We start from the raw sequence: 24,057 nt of genomic DNA on the forward strand, positions 1-24,057 counted from the left end.
ATTATTCCAATGTAATTTGACACTTTTCGCCTTTTATTATCCTATGGCCGGGCTCGAGACTTTGCTTTACAACCTTGCCTCTTCCTGTGATTCTCACTTTCAGTTTATGACTCTCAAGCATAAAAACGGCATCTCTTGCTCCCATACCGATAACATTCGGCACATATCTGCTGCCATAGTTCTTGCTGCGTTTTAGTAATAATGTCTTGTTGTTACACCTCTCTACCCGTCCCCAAACAGGATTACCGTCGGCATACGAACCGTTCCAGCCGGCATTGGAGTTAATGCCTAAGTGGTTCAGAACATAGTCAGCTGCAAGTATATTGCCGTTCTTTACTTCCGGAACGAGTATCGATAATGAGTCGCGAGCATCTTTCACATCGAGTTTCAAGTCTTGTGCCATAATACCTTCAGCAATATGATGAAATACTACACCGCTCATTCCACCTCCCGAAGCAGGGAGTCCTGATTTCTGTATACATACGATGCAACTGTAACGGGGAGCGTTTGCAGGGAAGAAGCCGGCAAAGCTGAGAAGGTAGTTCGTTTGTCCTATTTTATATCCGCCAACCCCCTGTGATATTTGTGCCGTACCTGTTTTTCCGGCTACCTTAAATGATGGCGAGCCTGCTTTTTTGCCCAATCCCTGACTAACCACATGTTCCAAAATGGTTTGCATTTCGTGTACGGTTTTATCTTTACAGATGTGAGCACGCATTACCTGCGGAGGAAAATTCATAATCACTTCTCCGTTTTTTATTACTTCTTTTACAAAGCGCGGGCGCATCATTCGTCCGTTATTGGCAATGGCATTGTAGAAAGTAAGTGTAGATAGCGGCGGAACCTGTGTTTCATACCCTATACTCATCCAAGGTAGGGCGGTTTTGCTCCAATTTACGTATTGTCCTCGTGCATTCTTCTTAGGCATACGTATGTGAGCAGGGGAAGATCCTACCAACGGAATGCGCAGGTTGTCGGCAATACCGGTACGGTAAATGCCACGAACGAACCTTTCCGGATCGTTTCGATAGTGGTCGTCTATGATGCGACTTATACCTACATTCGAACTATACATCAGTGTTTGTGGCAGCGTAAGCAGTCCGTATCCGCCACGTCTCCAATTATGATCTTTCATATCTCTGCCGTACATCGGCCATACTCCGCTGCCTGTCTCCACACGATAGGTGGTATCGACTACACCATCATCTAAAGCCACCATGATTGAAGCAGTTTTAAAAACCGATCCGGGTTCAAGCAAATCGCTGATAGCATGGTTCTTTATTTCGCGATATTCGCCATCTACGCACTTTTCCATGTTAACGATAGCCTTTACGTCGCCTGTGGATACTTCCATTACAATGGCCACGCCGACATTTCCGTTGATCTCTCTAAGTTCGTTAAGAAGTGAACGTTCCGCAAGATCTTGCATGCTCACGTCGATGGTTGTTACTATATCAGCACCGTCGATAGGTGGTGTGTCCATGATGTTAAGATACTTGTTGAGCGTTTTGCGACGGTGTACGATGCCATTCTTTCCGCGTAGTATGGAATCGTATGATAGTTCAAGACCGCAACGTGCCGTATCTTTTGCACCGAACATCTCGCCTACCGTGCGCCCTGCCAGTGAGCCATAGGGGCGTTGGCGAGCATTATATTCTTCCACATGGAAGCCGCTTTTATAAGGTGCCAAGTTAAAAACGGGCAGTTTTTTAACCTCCGTATAAGTGTTATAATCCACGCGCTTATCCCATATAGCCCAATGACGGCTCATCTTGCGGTGCCCTTCTTCGAGTTTAGACTTGAAAGCCGATACCGATCTATCAGGGAAAATCTGGTGCAAGCATAGGCATATAGAGTCTATTTTTGTACTCCATAGCGAATCGTTCTCGGCGTTATGTAAGGCTTGAAAGTCCATAAACATCTTGAATTCAGGTAAAGAACTTGCCATTAGTTGCCCGTCGCAGCTCAGAATATTGCCTCGTGTAGGTTTCACGCTCACACTGTCTTTTTTCACGCGATTGGCCACCTGTAGCCAGTAAGAGCGCTTGGCAGTCATCACATAAGCGGCTTTTACTACCACGGCAGCGGCAATCAGCGTCATCATAATGGCGATGGCACTGTAGCGAGGCATTATTTTTTTATGGTCGAACTTACTCATTTATCAGGTACGTTTATGATGTATGGCGGCTGATTGGCTATTTTAAGTACACTGTCTTTGTTGCTTTTGAGCAATTCAAGTACATGGCTTTCGCGGCTTTTTTCCGTCAGTTGGCTATTACTCGACAAAGCTCTATATTTGGCATCTTGCAGTTCTTTCTGCAGATTGTCTATCTCTATCAGGTCTTGCTGACAGCTGTAACGGTTCGAAATATAGACAATCATAAAGAATGTAATCAGCATGAACACCCATATTTGGCGGCGCATGGTAGAGGTAGTCAGTATATCTCCGCCCAATATCTTGCGCAAAGTGAAGTTCTTCGACAGCGGAAGTTCGTCTTCAGTGGCTTGTTCTCTGATGATTTCTTTTAGTGTCGGCGCCTCTTCTTCGGGCCTTCTTTGTTCCGTAGTTTCTGCCTCTTGCTCGGTTCTTTCGGTATCCGGAGCGTTCTCGATGGTTAGTTTGGACCGGCTGTTTTCTATATCTTTATCTTTACTCATTTCTTTTCGGCAATTCTAAGTTTGGCACTTCGGCTTCGTGGATTTTGTTCCTGCTCCTCGTGAGAAGGTGTGATAACCTTGCTGTTAATAAGAGCGAACGGTGTTTCTATGTGCCCATAGAAGTCTTGATGCAGTTTTCCTTCGACGTTACCTGTCTTCATCATGTTCTTTACCATGCGGTCTTCGAGCGAATGATAAGTAATGATAGACAGCCTGCCACCCGTTCCGAGACATTCGGATGCGCCTTCCAGCATTTCTTCCAGTGCCCTCATCTCGTGATTTACCTCTATTCTGAGTGCCTGAAACAGCTTTGCCATGTCTTTTTTTTCGCGTTCTCGTTTGAATAGAGGTTCTATGGCATCGATAAATTCGCGGGTGGTACCTATTTCGTGCGTGGCTCTTGCTTTTACGATAGCGGCTGCAATGCGACGCGAGTTTTTCAGTTCACCGTAGAGATAGAATACGTTTGCTAGCGTTTCTTCGTCGTATTTGTTCACGATATCGGCAGCTGTGGTGCCGGCACGTTTATTCATTCGCATGTCTAAAGGGGCATTGAAACGGAACGAGAACCCGCGGCTTTCGTCGTCGAAGTGATGACTTGATACTCCTAAATCGGCAAGTAGCCCGTCTATATGGTCTATTTTGTAATAACGCATCCAGTTTTTCAAGTAACGGAAGTTGCTTCTTACGAACGTAAAGCGACTGTCGGCCACTATATTTTGTTCTGCATCGGCATCTTGATCGAAGCTATATAGCCGTCCGTTTTTACCTAATCTGCGTAATATCTCGCGCGAATGTCCGCCTCCACCGAATGTTACGTCTACGTAAACGCCTTCGGATTGTATGTTCAGACCGTCGATACTCTCTTTTAAAAGTACGGGTATGTGGTAGGTATCTATAACTTTTATCATCGGCATTCGGTCTTGTTTGGGATATCGTTGCTCGGTGTGTTCATGATATCCTGTAGAGCTTTGCCGAACACATCGGGTTCCATAAAGGGTTCGTCGCCATTGTCGTTACTCCATATTTCGATGGTATCGCCCATACCTATCAGTTTGATTGCTTGCGAGATGTGCGCCATCTTCATATAACGCTTGGGTATAAGAAAGCGCCCGTTACCGTCTAAAGTGAGTAATTCTACATCTGAAACGAATTGGCGGAATATTTGCTGGTGGTCGGCGTTCCATCTTGAAAGGCGAGAGCGCAGGTTATCCATCTGTACATTCCATACATTTTCGGGATAGATGACCAAACAGGGCTGGAATACATCCTTTCTCATGACAAGACTTTCTTCGCCCGATGCTTGTAGAACCTTGCGGAAAGCCGCCGGAAGGAATACCCTTCCTTTCGTATCTGCCTTGGCTTCTATGTGTCCGAGAAATCTCATACGTACATCTTTAATAATGTTATTGTTGCCAAAATTACATAATTTTCTCCACATTCCCCCACTTTTCTCCACAAAAATGTACTATGTATCTCTTTTTTGTTATTTTTAACCAATAAACAGGTGTTCCGAACAGAGGAGACGTAAGTACTTTCCGGAGGTGCAAAGAGCAGTGTAGAGGTGGTGCAAAGTATAGCAGAGATGGCCAAAGAAAGTTGCCCTATGGCAGTTGGAAATATTGTAAAATTACCGATGAAATGGACTCTTTTTAAACTATATATGCCATCTTAGCATTATATTTGTACCGTCTGTTGGCAATAGATGCCATGTCTATCGCTGTTATATGTTGCGCCTGTTTCCGATGAAGAGTGCAGTTTGCGTAATAAAACTATTCTGTAAAAGGCATTGTCGGCATTGCCTATCGGTAGCCAAATCGTTACCTATGGTCTGGAAAATATGCCAAATGCATCTTTATTTTATTCATTTTTGAACATTTTTTTATAAAAACGTAGCCGTTTCCAAAAAGTTATGTTATTTTTGCATACTGTTAGTATTATATCAACCATGATTGGTAGAGAAGAGAAAACAATCGATATAGATAAAATATTGCATAGCAAGATGGGGAATAAGGCGCGTTTCGTGCCCCGTTTTCTTATATCTTGGCTAAAGAAAATCATACATGAAGACGAGGTTAACCTGTATCTTTGGGAGTCTCGTAATAAGACCGGAACGGAATGGCTTGAGGAATGTGTGCGCTATTTGGATATGACCTTACAGGTGGAGGGCATGGAAAATCTTCCCGCAAAGGATGATGGCAAGCTCTATACTTTTGTTTCCAACCATCCTTTGGGAGGTGCAGACGGGGTGGCGCTCGGCTCGATTATCGGGCGTCGTTATGATGGCCGGTTTCGCTATTTGGTCAATGATCTGCTGATGAACCTGCCGGGTTTGGCTCCTGTTTGTATCCCCATTAATAAAACGGGCAAGCAAGGACGCGACTTCCCCGCTATGGTTGAGGCCGGTTTTCGGAGCAATAATCACATGTTGATGTTCCCTGCAGGCTTGTGTAGCCGTAAAATCAATGGCAAAATACACGATATACCTTGGAAGAAAACCTTTATAACGAAAAGCGTAGAGTTTCGGCGTGATGTGGTTCCCATCCATTTCGGAGGGCAGAATTCCGATAGGTTTTACCGTATTGCCAACATGTGCAAGGCGCTTAACCTAAAGTTCAATTTGGCGATGATCTTCCTTGTAGACGAGATGTATCGAAATGTACACAAGACATTCCGTGTGTCTATCGGTAAACCAATACCGTGGCAAACGTTCGACAAGAGTAAAACGCCGATGGAATGGGCGAAATTTGTCGAAGACGAGGTGTATAAACTGTAGTTTCCGAAGGTGTTTCGATGAAAAGTAAAGTAAACAAATAATTGAGAGAATATACGGTTTCAGTGAAATTCAGTCCCGTAATCAGTCGAATTTCATCTGATAAATTTTCAGATTAAGAATGGAACAAGAGATTATTCAACCGATAAACAAGGAGTTGCTTAAGAGTGAGCTGACTCCGGAAAAGCAATTGCGTATGACGAACAAAAGTCATAACGAGATTTATATTATTACGGGTAATGACTCTCCAAACGTAATGAAAGAGATCGGTAGATTGCGCGAAATTGCTTTCCGGAATGCCGGCGGAGGAACAGGAAAGGCCATGGATATCGACGAATTCGATGCAGGCGATAATTGCTATAAGCAGCTTATCGTGTGGAATCCCGAGGCAAAAGAGATTATCGGAGGGTATCGCTATATGCTCGGAAGCGACTGGAAACTCGACGAGAAAGGGCAGCCTATGCTCGCTACGAGCCACATGTTTCATTTTTCTAACAAGTTCTTAAAGGAGTATATGCCCTATACAGCGGAGTTAGGCCGTTCGTTTGTTTCGCTCGAATACCAGAACGTGCGCAAGAACAGTAAAAGCATATTTGCTTTGGATAACCTTTGGGACGGCTTAGGAGCACTGACTGTGATCAATCCCGATATCAAATATTTCTTCGGAAAGGTAACTATGTATCCGTCGTATATCCGTCGGGGGCGCGATATGATACTTTATTTTCTCAAGAAACACTTCGATGATAAGGACAATCTGATAGTTCCGATGAAACCGTTAGTAATAGATGCCGATCCTAAAGAGTTGGAAGAGCTTTTTTGTAAGGACGATTTTAAGGACGATTACCGTATATTGAATGCCGAAATAAGGAAGTTGGGCTACAATATACCGCCCCTTGTAAACGCTTATATGGGCCTTAGTCCGACCATGAAACTCTTCGGTACCGCCATCAATTATGGTTTCGGAGATGTAGAAGAGACGGGTATATTGATAGCAGTAGATGAAATTCTCGAAGAAAAACGGGTGCGGCATATAGACAGTTTTATAGATGAACACCCCGAAGCACTGCATATCACCAGCGGTGTAAATAATGTAATCTACAAGGAAAAGTAAGCACTTGCGGTGCTGCAGATTGCAAATGGGGGGAACGGAACGCCGCTTTCCGCTTGAAACATATAGACTATTAAACTAATAACCAACATAAGAATTATATGGAAAAAGTAAAATTATCTTTGTTATCTGTGTGTTTATCATTGGCTTTTGCCCAGTATTTAAATGCACAGACACCGCGTGAAGAGTATCCGCGTCCGCAGTTTGAGCGTGCTGAATGGGTAAACTTGAACGGAAAGTGGTCGTATTCGTTCGATTTCGGGCGTACCGGAAAGGAGAAAGGATGGCCGAACGCGGCCGGTTTCGATGGCAGCATAACAGTGCCATTCTGTCCGGAGAGCTCCCTTTCGGGGGTGAAATATACCGATTTCATCAATACGATATGGTATCAACGCAAGCTGGATATCCCTGCCGGATGGAGAAATAAGAGCATTATGCTTAACTTCGGTGCCGTTGATTATGAGGCTCATATTTACATAGACGGTAAAGACGTGGGGACTCATTATGGTAGCGGTTCGTCGTTCAGTTGCGATATAACCAAGTTCGTAGTACCGGGTAAGTCGCATAACCTTGTGGTTTGTGTGAACGATAACTTGAGAGACGGCAAACAGACAGGCGGTAAACAAGCCAAAGAACTTAACTCTAACGGCTGTATGTACACCCGTGTGACGGGTATTTGGCAGACTGTATGGATGGAAGCCGTAACTCCTGAGGGCCTTAAATCGGTTTATGCCGTGCCTGACATAGATCAGAAGCAGCTCGTTATCCATCCTCTGTTTTATCGAGAAAATGCAGGTAACAAGCTCGTCGTAACACTCTACGACGGAAAGAAAGCCGTTGCAAGTGCTTCGGTTCCCTGCAGCAATAACGGTGTGGTGGTGCTTCCGGTGAAGAATATGAAGCTTTGGAGTCCGGAATCTCCATTCCTTTACGATATTACATATAAGGTAATGAAGGGCGGGAAGGCCATCGACGAGGTGAAATCTTATGCCGGAATGCGCAAAGTTCATGTTGCCAACGGTTATTTTTATCTGAACAATAAGCCTTATTACCAGCGTCTTGTTCTCGATCAGGGCTATTATCCCGACGGTATTTGGACTGCCCCGACCGACGAGGCATTAAGAAAAGACATAGAACTTGCTAAGGCTGTCGGCTTTAATGGGGCACGTTTGCACCAGAAGGTGTTCGAAGAGCGCTATTACTATTGGGCTGATAAGCTGGGATACCTAACATGGGGCGAGTCTGCAAGCTGGGGATTGAATGTGAATAACGAGGAGGCAGTGCGCAATTTCATATCGGAATGGGCCGATATAGTGGTGCGCGATCGCAATCATCCATCACTTGTAACTTGGACGCCTGTCAATGAAACGTGGGACGCAAACGCTTCTGGCGTATATGTACGTATGATGAACGATGTGTACAATATTACTAAAGCGATAGACGGCACACGACCTGTGAACGACGCAAGCGGCGATTCGCACGTGAAAACCGATATATGGAGCGTGCATAACTATGAGCGCGATCCGCATAAACTGATGGAACAGCTCACATTCGAGCATGGTAAAGAGCCTTATCGCAATATACGCGACAGGCATTTCCTTGCGAACTATGAGGGACAGCCCTATATGGTAGATGAGTTCGGCGGGCTTCCTTGGATCAAAGAATCGGAGCGCAACAGCTCGTGGGGATATGGTGGCAATATCGATAACATGGAGGAATTTTACAAGATATTGCAGGATGAAGTGGACGCATTGAAAGCAAGCAAGCACGTTACAGGTTTCTGCTATACACAGCTTACAGACGTGGAACAGGAGAAGAACGGCATCTATTATTATGACAGAACGCCGAAGTTCGATACGAAGCGTATCAAGGCAATCTTCGAACGTATCCCTTCTTATATAAAAAAGACGGAAGATTTAAGCTATTGAAAAAATAGTTTGTTCCATCAATAAAAGGCGTGTCTTTAAGATACGCCTTTTTGTATGTTTGCTTTCAGGATATATCCTTTCCCGATAACCGTTTCGATGATGACCGACGTATCGCTTTTCAGGGCCCTGCGAAGGTAGGTAATCTGCACGTTGAGTGCCAAGGAATTTGAATAAGAGTCGTCTCCCCAGACCTCTTCCAATATACTCTTTCGAGCCACCATGTTGTTGGCATTATCGACAAGCATGCGCAGTATTTCCGCTTGTCGGCTGGTGATGATCACCGTTTCATGCCCATGAAGCAGCTCGTTTTGCGAATAAAAGAAAGTTATGTTACCGATGTATACCGCGTTGTTCGTTCTCTCATCTTCCGGTAACGGTTGTTTCATTTCGAATATCATATTTTTCATGAACTGACGACGTATCTTGTCGATGCGCTGTTGTATCATGATCGTCTTGATTTGATATACCAAACAGAAAGCGAGAATGAATATGAAAAGAATGCTCAGTGCCAGTTGTGAGGCCATACTTTTGATAATGGAATTGATTGGAACGGTAACTCTGAACTCAATATTTTCATACTTTATAGGGTTAGAGGAATAGCTTACAAGGACTGTTTTTTGCTGGCCTCCCGCAACCAAATAATATGGATTTTTGTAAAAGTGCTTACTTTTAATTACCTTAAAATCATTGATTCCATCATATCCTTTTATTTTAAACAACGAATCTATGATATGTGCTTGGAACGATTTATATTTGCTTATGTTATATAGGTTGGCAATTGTAACTCCGTCTTCGGGCCGTAATCCGGGGATATCGATAATACGCGGTTTTCTCATACCGGTTTCCACAAACTTGAAAGTACATCGTGCAGTTCCTTTCATTGTATTGGAGTCGGTGCTTATTTTTATCGTATTCGAAATGCGTATCAGGCTATCAACCCTTTTCCCGTATTTTTTTGTAAGCTTTCTAACGTCCGTTTTCGCCGGCTTTTGATGATGTTTGTAGCTTCCATCCTGCCGTATTTTTTGTTCTTGTTCTATAATGTCTTCGCAGTCTTTGTACAGACTGTTCAGTTTGTCAGCATAGCTTAATTGATATTGACTGTAAAGCCAATATGCTTGTCCGCATGTGATAAACAGCATGGTGAGTATGCTTAGCGCCCATACTGTTTTAATTCGTTTATCCATGATGATGTATCTTTTTTGTACAGATGTAGCATATTTAAACGCAAAGGTAATTATTTTTCGATGTCCCGGCAGGTTAATAATAAAATAGTAATATAGAATTATGGCTGTTAGAATATTTGTGTAATAGCTTTATAAGTACCGCATAATGCCGATAGGCTATCTTTGTAACAATAATAAACATATAAACTAATTCGATATGAAGAAATCTTTTCTCATTGTGTTGTTAATGTGTATGGCGCTTACTATGCGCGCTCAGTTTACTTTCCGTTCCATAAAAGAACCCGAACAGGGTATGAATTGCGGTAAAATAGCGTTCATGTTCACTTACAATTACCGCTATGTAGAGGATGTGAACCACCGTCCTTATTTCTTTAAAGACGACAAAATGTTGCTCGAAGTGGGCGATCAAAGGTCGCGTTTTTGGAGTTTATCGCAGTTCCAGACCGACTCTATCAATGCCGAACGCAAGAAACAAGGCGAGAACAATTTCCTCGGAAACGGGAAAGTGGTATGGCAATTGTACCGTAACTGCCCTGAGCAAGGCGAATATGTGTATCTCGATGAGCTAGGAATGGATAAGTTTTCGTATGCCGAAAAGGTGGTTTTCCCGCATTGGAATATTGAAGAAGACAGCGTTATCGTATTGCTTGGCTATACTTGTCGTAAGGCAACAACAGATTACTGTGGGCGAAGATGGAGAGCATGGTATACAGACGATATTCCTTTAGATGAGGGGCCGTGGAAATTGAAAGGCCTTCCGGGAATGATATTGAAAGCTTCTGATAGCGAAGGACAGTTCGTTTTTGAGGCAATCGGCATGCAACAAAACGTAACGAAGCGTAATCTTGTTTACATAGGTAACGGATATGAGCGTATCGGAAGGGCCGATTTCTTGAAGACTTGCAGACGTTATTATGCCGATCCCATCGGGTATATTACTACAAAACCTAATGTGAAGGTAACCATAACCGACGGGAATGGCAATCCATTGCCTAATCCTAAGGATCAACCTTATAATCTGTTGGAAAGATGAAACGACTGCTTGTTTTATTTTTTACCTTTATGCAAGTAGGCTCTATGTATGGGCAAGCGGAAATTTACGGTACGGTTGAAGACTCTCTTAGGTACGAACCGCTGGTAGGTGTAACGATTGTATTGTATCGAAATCGTAGGCCTGTTTCTTTTACCTGTTCCGGTGAAATGGGGAATTTTAGATTGCCGGTGCAGATATTGCTGCCTGATGATACGCTTCAGGCATCGTTCCTCGGCTATAAGAAAAAGCGAATGGCGATTGCAGGGACTAAGGATGGGATAAAAATAAAGTTGGCACAAGAGACTTTCTCATTGAAAGAAGTGCAGGTGAATGCCGGGCGTATAACTGGTCTTCAGGATACGATTACATACGACTTGACGCGCTTTGCCGATGCACGTGATAACTCTTTGAAAGACGTTTTGAAGAAATTGCCCGGTGTAGAGGTAAATAAAGAGGGACAGATCAGCTATAATGGAAAGACAATCAGTAGGTTTACCGTTGAAGGACTGGACCTTTCGGGCGGACGATATAATCAGATAAGCGATGCATTACGAGGAAAAGATGTAGAAAAAGCCCAATTCATCGAGCATGATCAGCCCATTAAAGCATTGCAGGGAAAGGTTCTTACAAACGATATTGCCCTGAATATCGGACTTAGAGAGTCTGCTCGAAACAAATTTTTGCCTACCTTGAAGCCTTATCTTTGTATAGGAGAACCCACCGGAATGGGCGGCGAAGCTAATATTTTGCAGATCGGAAAGAAAAAACAGATGATGTATAACCTTGTTTACGACCGTACCGGAGCTGATATTTTTGCACCTGCACGACTGTTGGCTGCATCGAATATCGAAGTTGCGTCTGCCGATTTGCCACGGTGGTTGGCCGTTCCAACGCTCATGGCCCCGATAGATGCGGGGCGTGTTCGGTTCAACACTTCACAGAAATACCAAATAAATAGAACTTCGAAAGTAAGGAATGGGACTGAATGGCGTATCTCTTCAGGATATTATCGCGAAGTTGTAAGGCAGACAACAACGGACTTTTCCAACTATTATTTAGAAGGTGCATCTCCGGTAAAAACCGATGAAATGGAGGATTTATTGCTAAAAACAGACCGTTTGAATGTAGAGTTGGAATATAAAGTGAATACGGATAAGGTTTATGGGAACGATATTTTTCAGGCGAATATGAATAAGTCGGATGCGTTATCATGGCTGCAAAGTACCGTAAACGGTATGTTGCAGCAGCACATGAAAGTACCGTCGATCAACGTATCTAATCGGCTTTACCGCATGATTGTTGGCGAAAAAAGCTCTCTTTCCATACAATCGGTTTTGGATTATCATCATTCTGTTTCGCGTCTTTTTATTGATGATTTCTCACAGAAATTTAATACGAACTTGTGGCATACGGATAATAATGTCGCTTGGTTATTCAGGCATCGCTTTATTACCCACCGATATATGGCGGGATTTGCGGCAGAGAACCTTTCCGTAGTGGCCGATTATCCCCGATATGCTGTTTATTTTACGCCCTCGTGGCAGTATCGTAGGGAAAACGTTACAGTGTCTTTGCAGTCGCGTATGGCGTATGAAAGGTTGACATGGCAGCGCTATTCCGCCTTTCTATTCCGTCCCCACCTTTCTTTGAATGTTAAGAAAGGGTATCATGGTGAGTGGTTTATTTCTGCATATTATAATGAAAATATCGATGAAACGGGCAATTTTGCCTTATCGGAATACCGGTCCGACTATCGTACAACATACGGAAACGAGGGTTTTGTTCCTCAAATGCGCCAATTAGGTTCTTATGTTGCCTACTATTACAAGCGTCCTGTGCATGAACTTTTTGGTAATGTAAGTGTGTCGGCATCACGCTCTTGGTGCAATACCTTGACCGATTTGCAGATACGGAACGGCTTCTATCGGTATAATATGTACCGATTGAACAACCGGTTTTCTACATTTAGCGCAAAAGGCGTTATATCCAAAGGGTTCTTCAGATTACATGCGAAAATGAAATTAGGTGTGTCTTACGATTATAGCAGTGGGAACCAATCGTCTTCGAGGGCTTTATTGCGTTATTATTCCCATGTTGTAAGCCTGCAACCCGATATGGAGTTTTCACCAAAATGGTGTGCATTGAGTTATTCGGGTAGCTTTACATGGAGCCGTTCTCAAATAGATAATGCCGATATATCTGCACTTTTAAATTGTCGTCAAAGCATTGTACTTACGAAAACTTTGTCGAATATCGATATTAGTTTGTCGGCAGTTCATTATTATAACGAGCTGCAAGAGAGTAATAATATAAACACTATGTTGGCCGATGTGTCGGTTGTATGGAGATTGAAGAAAGTAAGATTGTCGATGGAATGGCGGAATATCTTCAATAAAACCCATTATGCAGTTACCTATTACAATGCCGTAAGTTCATCGACGAGCCGGTATGTACTTCGTCCGAGGGAGTTCTTGACGTCTTGCCAAATTACACTATAGGCAACGAAATGCCGTTGATTTTTTGATAGATGTCGAGTGCGTAGATGTCTGTCATGCCGCTTATGTAGTCTATAACCGCCATTATGCGGGTTTCCAAGTCATTGCTTTTGATGTCGTATTGACTGCTAAAGCGGTTTATCAACTGTTTGGAGTGAAACCTTTCCGGCATTACAGCTGCTTCGACAAGAGCATCCATCAGTGTTTCCATAATCTTGTAACCGCTTAATTCCACATCAAGAACCGGTTTGCTTTGGTAAATTTTTTGTTTTGAGACCTCGATGCAGTGCTTGTAGGCATCGTGCTGTAACGGCGATATATGCTTGATTAGACTGTCTTCGAAGGTGCCGTTAAGAATTTCATCCTCGTGGTTTACGAATACTTTTACGCATTCATTTTCGAGCTTTCCGATAACACAGGCACGCATGTATACCACCTTTTCATTTTCATCACTTACGCCCTCTTCCTTTATTCTCTTAAGGATACCTTCCTTGGTTTGGTCGTCGAAGAAAGCAAGAAGCAAGTCCTCCGTTTCTTGGAACGACAGAATTTTCAGCTTATGCGAGTCTTCTATATCCATGATTTCGTAGCATATATCGTCGGCAGCTTCTACCAAAAAGACCAGCGGGTGGCGGGCATAGCGCAAAGGTTCGTTAGGTTTGGACTTGCAAATTATGCCCAATTCATCGGCTATTTTGCGATATGTGTCTCTTTCTGTGGCAAAGAAGCCGAACTTTCCATGGCTTCCGGCAAGTATGGATTCAAAGGGATATTTGACTATACTGGCAAGAGTGGCGTACGTCATGACAAATCCACCGGTTCTTCTGCCTATGAATTGATGCGTAAGAAGACGGAAAGCGTTGGCATTTCCTTCAAAATGAGTGATGTCGTTCCAAAGGTCTTCGCTCACTTTCTCTTTGAGATAAGCGCCGCGTCTCTCGCTAAAGTAGGTTTGGATGGCCTTTTCACCGCTGTGACCGAATGGGGGATTTCCCATGTCGTGTGCCAAACATGCTGCGCTGACGATAGTTCCGATCTCCTCGAACCGTGTGTTTTTTAACTCCGGATATTTCGTTTTTATCAGTTTTTGGGCCACATCATTGCCTAAAGACATGCCCACAGAGGCCACCTCAAGGCTATGGGTGAGGCGGTTGTGTACAAAGACTGAGCCCGGAAGAGGGAACACCTGCGTCTTGTTTTGCATTCGTCTGAAAGGCGCAGAGAAGATTAATCGGTCGTAATCCCGTTTGAATTCGGAGCGATCATCGTGCCTTTCAGCGTGACGTATTTCCTGTCCAAGGCGCTTATTCGATATAAGTAACTGCCAATTCATATCGCAAAAGTAATGTAATTTTAGATAAATAGTTTCATTTCTATAGTAAAAATTGAGTTATATGCCGATAATTCGTTATTTTTGCACCATATTTATTTTATTATGGTGAGAATAAAATTGATCAACAAGGGGCACCATCCGCTGCCGGAGTATGCCACCTCTCTGAGTGCCGGAATGGACCTGCGTGCCAATATCGAAGCACCGATAATTCTCCGGCCCATGGAGCGCAGGCTCATTCCGACAGGCCTTTACATGGCTCTTCCCGCAGGTTTCGAGGCTCAAGTGCGGCCTCGTAGCGGTCTTGCTCTTAAGTATGGTATCACCGTTTTGAATACTCCGGGAACGATAGATGCCGATTATCGTGGTGAAATCATGGTATTGCTTATCAATTTTTCGCAGGATGATTTTGTGATAAACGATGGCGAACGTATCGCTCAAATGATTATTTCTCGCCATGAGCAAGCAGACTTAGAAGTAGTAAAAGAACTTGATGAGACAGAACGAGGTGCCGGCGGTTACGGCCATACAGGAGTGAAATAGAAATAAAACCCGATTATAACGTTGAACATTTTTTCCAAATATACTGCATTCTTTACGGTCGCATTTGTGTTAACAATGGCGATTGTTCCTTCTTTTGCTTTTGAGAACGGCAGATATGCCGATAAAAAATCGGATGTAAATCGTCTTTCTCCGAATGACAGGAAACGTTACGATTACTTGTTTCTTGAGGCTATGCGTCAACAAAATGCCGGTCATTTCGATGCCGCATACGATCTTCTCAACCATTGTCTTGAGATTGATTCTACTGCAGCCGAGGCATATTATATGCTTGCCATGTATCTTACCGAACTGAAGAAAGATACTCTTGCCCTGCAGAATATAGAGAGAGCCGCCGCTTTAGACTCGACTAACGAGACTTATCAGGAGCGTGTAGCTCAATATTATATCAGTATGGGCGATTACGACCGTGCCATTTTATCTTATGAGAGGCTTTATGCAGCGAACCATGAACGTACCGATGTGCTCAATATCCTTGTACAATTGTATCAACAAAAGAAATCTTATTCGGATATGTTGAATACAATCAATCGGATCGAACAGGCCGAAGGAACCAGCGAGGAGATTACCCTGTCGAAGATGAGAGTGTACGAAATGATGGGTGACAGCAAGGCGGCGTACAAGACTTTGAAGAACTTATCGGACACACATCCTAATGATTTGAACTATAGGATTATGCTTGGTAATTGGCTCATGCAGAATAAAAGGCAGAAAGAGGCTTATAAGATATTTATAAGTGCTTTGAAGGAAGAGCCCGATAACTCGTATGCACAGACATCGCTTTACGATTATTACAACACTGTAGGTACTAAAGAACAAGCACAGACGTTGCGTGATGCCATACTGTTGAGCAAGAAAACTCCTTCTCAAACTAAGATGTTGCTTTTACAGGAGGTTATTAAAAATAACGAGGATCAGACCGTTAGCGATAGTACACAGATACTGAAACTTTTCGATAGGGTAATGGCAGCCGACGTTCACAATGCGGATATCGCAACTTTAAAGGCAGCTTATATGACGTTGAAGAAGATGCCGCAGGCAATGGTCGACAGCGCTTTGCAGCATGTTCTTGATATCTCTCCCGACAATGCCGGTGCCCGAATGCAACTTATCCGTTCGTATTTGGATAAAAAAGATTGGGATAAGATCATCTATCTGTGCAAACCGGGCATGCAATACAATCCGGAAGAGATGGCTTTCTATTACTTCATGGGGTGGTCTTACTTCCAGAAAGGCGACTCAGATGCCGCACTCGATGCATTCAGGCGGGGGGTAAGTGAGATCAATTCGCAGAGTGATCCCGATATAGCCAGTGATTTTTATGCAATGATGGGCGATATCTTGCACCAGAAGGGTAATCGTGTAGAGGCCTTTGCTGCATATGATAGTTGCCTCCAATGGAAATCTGACAACATTTATTGCTTGAACAACTACGCATATTACCTCAGTGAAGAAGGCGAAAACCTACAGAAAGCCGAACAAATGAGTTATAAAACGATTAAGTCGGAGCCTAAGAATTCGACGTTCCTCGATACGTATGCATGGATTCTTTTTATGGAGCAGCGCTACGCCGAAGCCAAAATATACATCGATCAAGCCATACAAAACGATACCGATTCGGTAAAGAACGCGGTTGTGATAGAGCATGCGGGCGACATATATGCTATGAACGGAGATACCCGACAGGCACTACAGTATTGGCAGGAGGCCGTGAAAGCAGGAGGAGACAGTGCTCTTTTGCAGCGTAAAATCAAACTGAAAAAGTATATTCCCGTAGAGAATAAGAAGAAATAGACTAAAAATAATTGAATTATGAGGATGAAGATAACGAAAATATTATTCTTTTCAGTAATTGCATTGCTGATGGTTTCATGCGTTTCAAAGAGAGTGTTGGTCGATCAGACACCTAAGAGCAGCACGCAAAAAAGTATGCCTTCTGCACAGTCTGCTGCTGTTCAACAGCTCACTTTTGTGCAGAAAGTGTCCGATAATCAGATATATGTCAAGAATATCGTAGGCAATATGTCGTTTAATTTGCAGGCTGCAGGCAAAGATATTACCGTGCCCGGTTCTGTTCACATGCGTAAAGACGAGGTAATTCGTTTGCAGTTATTCATACCATTGCTTGGAAGCGAGATCGGAAGATTGGAGTTTACGCCCGATTATGTACTCGTTATCGATCGTTTGCACAAGGAGTATATCAAGGCAGATTATAATCAATTGGACTTTTTGCGCAATAACGGACTTACCTTCTACAGTCTGCAAGCCCTTTTTTGGAACCAGCTGTTATTGCCCGGAAAGCAAAAGGTATCGGAGTCGGACTTAAAGAGTTTCAGTGCTCAATTGGCCTCCTCGGGGGATAATATACCTGTTACATTGCAGAATGGCAATATGAAATATCAATGGAATGCCGATAGGAATACCGGTCGAATTAATGAGACAACGGTAACATACACCAGTGCCGAGCACGGAAATTCTACGCTCAACTGGGCTTATTCCGACTTCCGAAGCGTGGGAGTAAAGCTCTTTCCCGCAAAACAAGTGTTCCAATTCTCTACCGATGCTACTAAAACAACGCAGAAAGCCCGTATAAGTATCTCTATGAGTGATGTGAGTACGGATGCCAAATGGGATGCTCATTCTGCCGTTTCATATAAATATAAAAGGGTTGAGGCAAAGGATGTGCTTGGTAAAATATTGAACATGTAAATGAGAAGAAGTGTAGTTATAGGGACAATATTGTTGTTTACCTTTACTTTGTCTGCCCAGAAAAGGCATACGACAAAGAGAACCGTTGTGCGTAAAACAGCTGTTGTCCGAAAGAAAACAACGCCTAAAAAAACAAAGTCTGCCGCAGTTTACAGCAATGCATCTATCAGAGGATTGCAAAACCAGCGCTTACAAATACAGAAAAAGATAAGACAACAGGAACAAGCATTGCGTGCCAATCAGGCCGATGTGAAGAAAAGACTGCAAAATCTCATGCTGCTTAATACCGAAATCAGTGAGCGACAGAAGAGTATTGAGGGCATTGAAGAAGAAATACACCATATAAACGGTAATATCAACATACTTAAAACTCAACTTAAAACACTCGAACAACAGCTTGAAGAGCGCAAGGCCAATTACGTGAAATCCATGCGCTACATGGCACGTCATCAGCAGGTACAGGATAAACTGATGTTTGTTTTCTCTGCTAAAGACCTTGCCCAAATGTATCGGAGGTTACGTTTTGTGAAAGAATATGCGGCTTATCAGAAGGTACAGGGCGAGATCGTGAAGAATAAACAGGCGCAAATTACCGACAAACACCGACAATTGCAGGCCGTAAAGGGGCAGAAGAATAATCTGCTTTACCAAGGACGAAAAGAACGGACTGCGCTTCAAGGACAGCAAACCGAACAACAAAACGTGGTAAATACGTTGCAGAAGCAGCAGAAGACGATACAGAAAGTTATTGCAGAGCAACGGAAAAAAGATGCTGCCCTTAATGCTCAAATCGATCGGCTGGTGGCTATAGAAGTGGAAAAAGCCCGTGTCCGTGCCATTGCGGAGGCCAAACGTAAGGCCGAAGCTGCCGCCGCTGCCAAGCGTAAAGCCGAAGAATTGGCCCGCCGTAAGGCTGCTGCAGAGGCCGAAGCCCGTGAAAATGCACGGAAAATAGCTGAGGCCAAAGCACGTGAGGCACGGTTGAAAGAGGAAGCACGTGCGGCAAATGAAGCCAATGATAAGGCTCGTCGTGAGCGTACTGCACAAGCTGCAAGAGAAGCGGAGGCCGCACGTATAGCTGTAGAACGTAAGGCCGCGGCAGAAGATAGCCGTAACAAAAAGGAGATAGCTGCGGCCCGTAAAAACGTAGAAGATGCCCGACGGATGAGTTCGGCAGACCGTATGATGAGCGGAGGTTTTGAGGCTAACCGAGGCAGACTGCCCATGCCGATCACCGGAAGCTACCGTATAGTGAGCCATTATGGGCAATATAACGTAGAAGGATTGAAAAACGTAACGCTTGACAATAAGGGAATTAACATCTTGGGAGGCGCCGGATGCCAAGCACGTTCTATATACGATGGCGAAGTTAGTGCCGTTTTCGGCTACAGCGGATCAATGGTAGTCATGGTACGTCATGGTGCTTACATCTCTGTATACTGCAACTTGCGCTCCGTGAGCGTCAGTCGTGGGCAAAAGGTGTCCACCCGACAGGTGCTTGGTGCCGTGGGTGCCGATAACATCTTGCAGTTTCAGTTGCGCAGAGAAACCGCTAAACTGAATCCTGAAGTATGGCTCGGGCGATGAAGAGCTACTTACTTCTTCTGCCGCTCTTATCCTTTAAGGTAATGGAATAGGGGGGCAACAGGCGGAAGCAGTTTCCTTTTCTTTATTTTTTCTTATGCAATATTCGGGCAATAAAGTTTCTTTTGCACTCTTTTTTGTAAGGGGAATAATATTTAAACAGAGAAAACAAAAAGAGAGGTGATAATTTCCGAGATATGAACTATAAGAATTTGGTTTATTTAAATCCTCCTTATAAAATATTTGTTTGGTTTAAAATACTTCGATAGACCTATGGCTTATGCTACGTAGGCCTATAGCTTGTTGGCGTTAGGTGTACTGTTTATCGAAGCCACTCCTTATAAACGCTATGAACGAGTGGACAAAAAGTGAAAGACAGAAGCGGCAGATAGCTTTACAATTCGGCACCGTCGAGTAGTTTTATATACGTGTCTATCGCCGTCGAAATCTCGCTTATTTTGATATATTCGTCAGCTGAATGTGACCTCGACGACTCGCCCGGACCAAGTTTAAACGATGGGAAGGGCATTAAGGCCTGATCACTGAGGGTGGGAGAGCCGAAAGGTTGCATGCCCATAGATACTGCCTTGCGGATAAGCGGATGATGTGTGTCGATGCAAGACGGACTTAAACGGAGCGAACGTGCACTGACTTCGCTCTTCAGATGGCTCTTTATAATCTCGTACACCTCTCGATTGGTATAACATTCGTTGGTTCTAACGTCTACAACCATAGTGCATGTATCGGGTACTACGTTGTGTTGTGTGCCCGCATTGATCATGGTAACGTTCATCTGCGTGAGCCCTAAGAAGTCGCTAACCTTGCTGAAGCGATAACTGTGCAGCCATTCAAGGTCTTCGAGCGCCTCATAGATGGCATTCACTCCTTCGCCCCGTGCTGCATGGCCGCTCTTGCCGCGGGCGATAATATCGAGCACCATCAGTCCTTTTTCGGCAACTGCCGGTTGCATGCCTGTGGGTTCGCCCACCAAGGCAGTACTTATAAGCGGCACGAAAGGCAATACACGGCTGATACCATTAATTCCTGATACTTCTTCTTCGGCCGAAGCAAGGTAAATAACGTTATATCTTTGGGGCTTGGATGTCAAAAATCTGAACGTCTGAAGTAAAGATACCAGCCCTCCCCCGCAGTCGTTGCTGCCCAAACCATACAGCCTGTCGCCTTCGATCGTGGGGACAAACGGCTCTCGAGTCCACGAATTTACCGGTTTCACCGTATCTATATGTGCATTGAGCAGCAGCGTTGGGCGCATTGTATCGAAGTTCGGATCGGTTATCCATACGTTGTTGCCCTCGCGTTTGTGGCTGAAACCGTAACTACGGATAGCTTCCGCCAGCACTTCTGCCGCCTTTTCTTCCTGCCGGCTGACGGACGGAGTGGCTATAAGAGCCTTGAGCAGTGCCACTGCATCGTCTGTATATTCCTGATATTTCATCATGTTACAAAGATAAGTATATAATCCAATTAAAAGAATACAATTCGTTCTATTTTTATAATTTGGGCTTAAAATAGAACAAAAAGATACTTTTATTGCTGTTTTCCCGTTAAATCGGTATGTGCAGGGCCCCCGTCCGTTCTTCTTTATAAATACGTTTATAAACGCAAGAATAGCGAAAAAAAGAAAGCAGTAATTTTGTGTTTCTGCCAAATTAGCTTATCTTTGCATCAATAAAAGGATAAACTTATGCAGACAAAATGTCATCTTTCGGTGCTCATTCATGAACAGGCAAAGAAATATGGTATGCGTGATGCCATCACGTTCAGGAACTTCGGAAGCCTTAAGTGGAAGACTGTGTCGTGGAATCAGTTCTCTCTTCGGGTGAAACAAGTGTCGAATGCCATGCTCAACCTTGGCGTCAAGCCGCAGGAGAATATTGCCGTGTTTTCGCAAAACTGCATACAGTATCTTTATACAGACTTCGGTGCCTACGGTATAAGGGCCGCCTCGGTGCCTTTCTATGCCACAAGTAGCGAGCAACAAATACAATATGTCTTGAATGATGCTAATGTTCGTTTCCTTTTTGTGGGCGAACAAGAACAGTATGATAAGGCACATCGCATATTTGCACTATGCTCCTCGTTGGAACGTATTATTATTTTCGATCCGAGTGTACGTATCAGTACTCACGATCCCAACGCATTGTATTTCGAAGATTTCATTGCTTTAGGCGAGAATTTTCCACGGCAGGCCGAGGTTGAAAACCTCTATCGTCAGGCTAACGATAAAGATATTTGCAACATACTTTATACGAGTGGCACCACCGGAGAGAGCAAAGGAGTGGTTCTCACCTATGGGCAATACCGCGCAGGGCTCGATGCAAACGATAAATGTGTGCCGGTTAGCGAGAAAGATCGGGTAATCAATTTCTTGCCTTTTACCCATATATTCGAACGGGCTTGGTCGTATCTTGCTCTTTCAGAGGGTGCACAGCTCATCGTGAATACCTATCCAAAGGAGATACAACAGTCTATGCGGGAAACACACCCTACAAGTATGTCGAGTGTACCGCGCTTCTGGGAGAAGGTTTATATTGCTGTAAAAGACCGAATGGACCGTTCCGGCAGCGTTCAACAGAAACTTTTCTACCATGCTTTGGCCGTTGGAAAGCGGCATAATATAGACTATTTGAGTAAAGGAAAGCGTCCTCCGTTGCCTTTGATGCTTGAATATAAGGTGTTGAACAGGTCTATTTTGAGCATTGTCCGTAAACAGCTCGGACTCGAAAAGCCCAATATATTCCCGACCGCCGGTGCTACCGTGTCGCCCGAAATCGAAGAATTCGTGCATTCCATCGGGCTGAATATGATCGTAGGCTATGGCCTTACCGAGAGTTTGGCCACAGTGTCGTGCGATCATGCAGGCAAACCGTTTACGGTAGGCTCTGTGGGTAGGATTATTGAAGGTGTTGAAGTGAAGATATCGGATAACGGAGAAATCTTGCTGAAAGGCCCAACCATCACCCCCGGGTATTATCATCGTGATGCCGTTAACCTAAAAGTATTCGATAAAGACGGCTATTTTCATACGGGAGATGCGGGGTATATCAAGAACGGAGAGTTGTTCTTGAAAGATCGTATTAAAGATTTGTTCAAGACGAGTAACGGAAAATACATCGCTCCGCAGCAGGTGGAAGCCATGCTCTTGGTAGATAAGTTTATTGATCAGGTTGCGGTCGTGGCAGATAGACGTAAGTTCGTGTCGGCATTGGTGGTACCTGAATTTCCGTTACTCGAGGAGTTTGCGCGCGAACATCGTATCCCCTTCGAGACACGTGAAGACCTTTGTGCGAACCAACAAGTTTATGATATGATCAAAACCCGTATCGATACGTTGCAACAGCCGTTGGCTTCTTACGAGCAAATCAAACGCTTTACGCTTCTTGCACACCACTTTTCGATGGAATCGGGGGAGCTTACAAATACGCTAAAGCTCAAACGAACGGTCATATATAAAAATTTTAATAAGGAAATAGAGAAAATGTATGAAGAGTAGGCTGCCGCTCTCTCAGGAAAACAGATAAGGAATGATAACAGCAGATCAGCTGAAAGACGTGTTAGAACGTGCAGATGCCCTGCACAGATATCTCGATATAGACCGAAAGATGGTAGAGTTCGAAGAGGAACAGTTGCGAACTCAGGCTCCTGATTTTTGGGAAGATCCGCAACGTGCGCAAGAACAAATGAAACTGGTCAAGGGTATTGAGAAGTGGATCAAGGGCTATAAAGAGGTACGTCAGTATGCTGATGAGCTGCAACTTGCCTTTGATTTCTATCATGATGATATGGTCAGTGAGGAAGAGGTGGATGCTGATTATGCGAAAGCTATTAAAGCTATCGAAGATTTAGAGCTGAAGAACATGCTCCGTCAGCAGGAAGATCCGATGGAATGCGTACTGAAAATCAACAGTGGAGCAGGCGGGACGGAGAGTCAGGACTGGGCTCAAATGCTTATGCGTATGTATATGCGTTGGGCTGAAGCTCACGGCTATAAGGTTTCCATCAGCAATCTGCAGGAGGGAGATGAGGCAGGTATCAAGAGCGTTACTATGGAAATAGAGGGTGGAGAGTATGCCTATGGCTTCCTTAAAAGCGAGAATGGCGTGCATCGTTTGGTACGTGTGTCGCCATTCAATGCGCAAGGTAAGCGCATGACAAGCTTTGCCAGTGTGTTCGTTTCGCCGCTTGTAGACGATTCGATAGAGGTTTTCGTTGATCCGGCCCGTGTGTCTTGGGACACTTTCAGGTCGGGTGGAGCTGGCGGACAGAACGTTAATAAGGTGGAATCCGGTGTGCGTTTGCGCTATATGTATCAGGACCCGGACACGGGGGAGGAAGAAGAAATACTGATAGAGAATACCGAAACCCGCGATCAACCCAAGAACCGTGCCAAGGCAATGTTACTTCTAAAGTCGCAACTTTACGATCGTGCCATGAAAAAACGCTTGGAAGAGCAGGCTAAAATAGAGGCCGGAAAGAAAAAGATAGAATGGGGAAGCCAGATAAGGAGTTACGTTTTTGATGACAGGCGCGTGAAAGATCATCGCACGAATTACCAGACATCGGACGTAGATGGTGTGATGAACGGTAAAATAGACGATTTTATCAAGGCTTATCTTATGGAGTTTCCCGTTAATGACGAGCAATAAATCAATAAAACCTTTATAATTTTA

Annotated in this window: 18 protein-coding genes; 11 read left to right on the top strand and 7 right to left on the bottom strand. The window is 44.0% G+C overall.

Annotated elements, in window-relative coordinates:
• Position 1 precedes the first annotated feature (1 nt).
• Genes BN3912_RS01970 through mraZ form a run of 4 tightly spaced genes read right to left on the bottom strand, consistent with a single transcriptional unit; the run spans position 2 to position 4,045 of the window.
• On the bottom strand, positions 2 to 2,158 hold the full coding sequence (locus tag BN3912_RS01970; RefSeq protein ID WP_023984319.1) for a penicillin-binding protein: 2,157 nt from the start codon (positions 2,156 to 2,158) through the stop codon (positions 2 to 4).
• Positions 2,155 to 2,658 (bottom strand): FtsL-like putative cell division protein, encoded by a 504-nt coding sequence (locus BN3912_RS01975; RefSeq protein ID WP_023984320.1) that lies wholly within the window; start codon positions 2,656 to 2,658, stop codon positions 2,155 to 2,157. The genes BN3912_RS01970 and BN3912_RS01975 overlap by 4 nt, the downstream gene beginning before the upstream one ends.
• A complete protein-coding gene (gene rsmH / locus BN3912_RS01980) occupies positions 2,655 to 3,569 on the bottom strand; it encodes a 16S rRNA (cytosine(1402)-N(4))-methyltransferase RsmH (protein WP_036859425.1) in 915 nt (304 codons plus the stop codon). Before rsmH ends, BN3912_RS01975 begins: the two co-directional genes overlap by 4 nt.
• The gene (gene mraZ / locus BN3912_RS01985) at positions 3,566 to 4,045 is read right to left on the bottom strand and encodes a division/cell wall cluster transcriptional repressor MraZ (protein WP_064972256.1); all 480 of its coding nucleotides are present in this window, start codon (positions 4,043 to 4,045) and stop codon (positions 3,566 to 3,568) included. Before mraZ ends, rsmH begins: the two co-directional genes overlap by 4 nt.
• 561 nt (positions 4,046 to 4,606) lie before the next feature.
• Between mraZ and BN3912_RS01990 the strand changes: the two genes are divergently transcribed.
• The 3 genes from BN3912_RS01990 (at position 4,607) to BN3912_RS02000 (ending at position 8,467) form a co-directional block, all read left to right on the top strand.
• Positions 4,607 to 5,434 carry a lyso-glycine lipid O-acyltransferase GlsA gene (locus BN3912_RS01990; protein WP_036859427.1) on the top strand — a complete coding sequence of 276 codons (828 nt, stop codon included), beginning with the start codon at positions 4,607 to 4,609 and terminating at the stop codon, positions 5,432 to 5,434.
• Between the two features lie 118 nt (positions 5,435 to 5,552).
• Positions 5,553 to 6,542 carry a glycine N(alpha)-acyltransferase GlsB gene (locus BN3912_RS01995; protein WP_023984324.1) on the top strand — a complete coding sequence of 330 codons (990 nt, stop codon included), beginning with the start codon at positions 5,553 to 5,555 and terminating at the stop codon, positions 6,540 to 6,542.
• 98 nt (positions 6,543 to 6,640) lie between these two features.
• Complete coding sequence (locus tag BN3912_RS02000) at positions 6,641 to 8,467, top strand: glycoside hydrolase family 2 protein (protein WP_023984325.1); 1,827 nt, start codon at positions 6,641 to 6,643, stop codon at positions 8,465 to 8,467.
• Positions 8,468 to 8,502: 35 nt separating this feature from the next.
• Here BN3912_RS02000 and BN3912_RS02005 read toward each other — a convergent pair whose 3' ends face one another.
• The gene (locus tag BN3912_RS02005; RefSeq protein ID WP_004369355.1) at positions 8,503 to 9,654 is read right to left on the bottom strand and encodes a winged helix-turn-helix domain-containing protein; all 1,152 of its coding nucleotides are present in this window, start codon (positions 9,652 to 9,654) and stop codon (positions 8,503 to 8,505) included.
• Positions 9,655 to 9,850: 196 nt separating this feature from the next.
• Here BN3912_RS02005 and BN3912_RS02010 point away from each other — a divergent pair, with 196 nt between their 5' ends.
• Positions 9,851 to 10,687, top strand: a complete 837-nt coding sequence (locus BN3912_RS02010; protein ID WP_004369356.1) for a GLPGLI family protein — start codon at positions 9,851 to 9,853, stop codon at positions 10,685 to 10,687.
• The gene (locus BN3912_RS02015) at positions 10,684 to 13,185 is read left to right on the top strand and encodes a peptidase associated/transthyretin-like domain-containing protein (protein ID WP_023984326.1); all 2,502 of its coding nucleotides are present in this window, start codon (positions 10,684 to 10,686) and stop codon (positions 13,183 to 13,185) included. Before BN3912_RS02010 ends, BN3912_RS02015 begins: the two co-directional genes overlap by 4 nt.
• On the opposite strand, the gene dgt is transcribed toward BN3912_RS02015, so the two are convergent.
• Entirely contained in the window at positions 13,175 to 14,515 is a 1,341-nt protein-coding gene (gene dgt / locus BN3912_RS02020; protein WP_023984327.1) for a dGTP triphosphohydrolase, read from the bottom strand. The two genes, BN3912_RS02015 and dgt, sit on opposite strands and share 11 nt — an antisense overlap.
• Before the next feature lie 102 nt (positions 14,516 to 14,617).
• Here dgt and dut point away from each other — a divergent pair, with 102 nt between their 5' ends.
• The 4 genes from dut (at position 14,618) to BN3912_RS02040 (ending at position 19,369) form a co-directional block, all read left to right on the top strand.
• Positions 14,618 to 15,055 (top strand): dUTP diphosphatase, encoded by a 438-nt coding sequence (gene dut, locus BN3912_RS02025; protein WP_036859430.1) that lies wholly within the window; start codon positions 14,618 to 14,620, stop codon positions 15,053 to 15,055.
• Positions 15,056 to 15,130: 75 nt separating this feature from the next.
• Positions 15,131 to 16,867, top strand: a complete 1,737-nt coding sequence (locus tag BN3912_RS02030) for a tetratricopeptide repeat protein (RefSeq protein ID WP_036859433.1) — start codon at positions 15,131 to 15,133, stop codon at positions 16,865 to 16,867.
• Between the two features lie 18 nt (positions 16,868 to 16,885).
• Complete coding sequence (locus BN3912_RS02035) at positions 16,886 to 17,782, top strand: lipoprotein insertase outer membrane protein LolB1 (RefSeq protein WP_004369372.1); 897 nt, start codon at positions 16,886 to 16,888, stop codon at positions 17,780 to 17,782.
• Entirely contained in the window at positions 17,783 to 19,369 is a 1,587-nt protein-coding gene (locus BN3912_RS02040; RefSeq protein WP_004369374.1) for a peptidoglycan DD-metalloendopeptidase family protein, read from the top strand.
• Between the two features lie 391 nt (positions 19,370 to 19,760).
• On the opposite strand, the gene BN3912_RS02045 is transcribed toward BN3912_RS02040, so the two are convergent.
• A complete protein-coding gene (locus BN3912_RS02045) occupies positions 19,761 to 20,825 on the bottom strand; it encodes a M20 family metallo-hydrolase (protein ID WP_004369375.1) in 1,065 nt (354 codons plus the stop codon).
• Positions 20,826 to 21,071: 246 nt separating this feature from the next.
• Here BN3912_RS02045 and BN3912_RS02050 point away from each other — a divergent pair, with 246 nt between their 5' ends.
• Together BN3912_RS02050 and prfB are read left to right on the top strand one after the other, a co-directional pair.
• The gene (locus tag BN3912_RS02050) at positions 21,072 to 22,880 is read left to right on the top strand and encodes an AMP-dependent synthetase/ligase (protein WP_004369376.1); all 1,809 of its coding nucleotides are present in this window, start codon (positions 21,072 to 21,074) and stop codon (positions 22,878 to 22,880) included.
• 31 nt (positions 22,881 to 22,911) lie between these two features.
• Positions 22,912 to 24,033, top strand: a complete 1,122-nt coding sequence (gene prfB, locus BN3912_RS02055) for a peptide chain release factor 2 (RefSeq protein ID WP_023984331.1) — start codon at positions 22,912 to 22,914, stop codon at positions 24,031 to 24,033.
• Positions 24,034 to 24,057 lie beyond the last annotated feature (24 nt).

The organism is Prevotella phocaeensis, assembly GCF_900065875.1.
Taxonomy (GTDB): Bacteria; Bacteroidota; Bacteroidia; order Bacteroidales; family Bacteroidaceae; genus Prevotella; species Prevotella phocaeensis.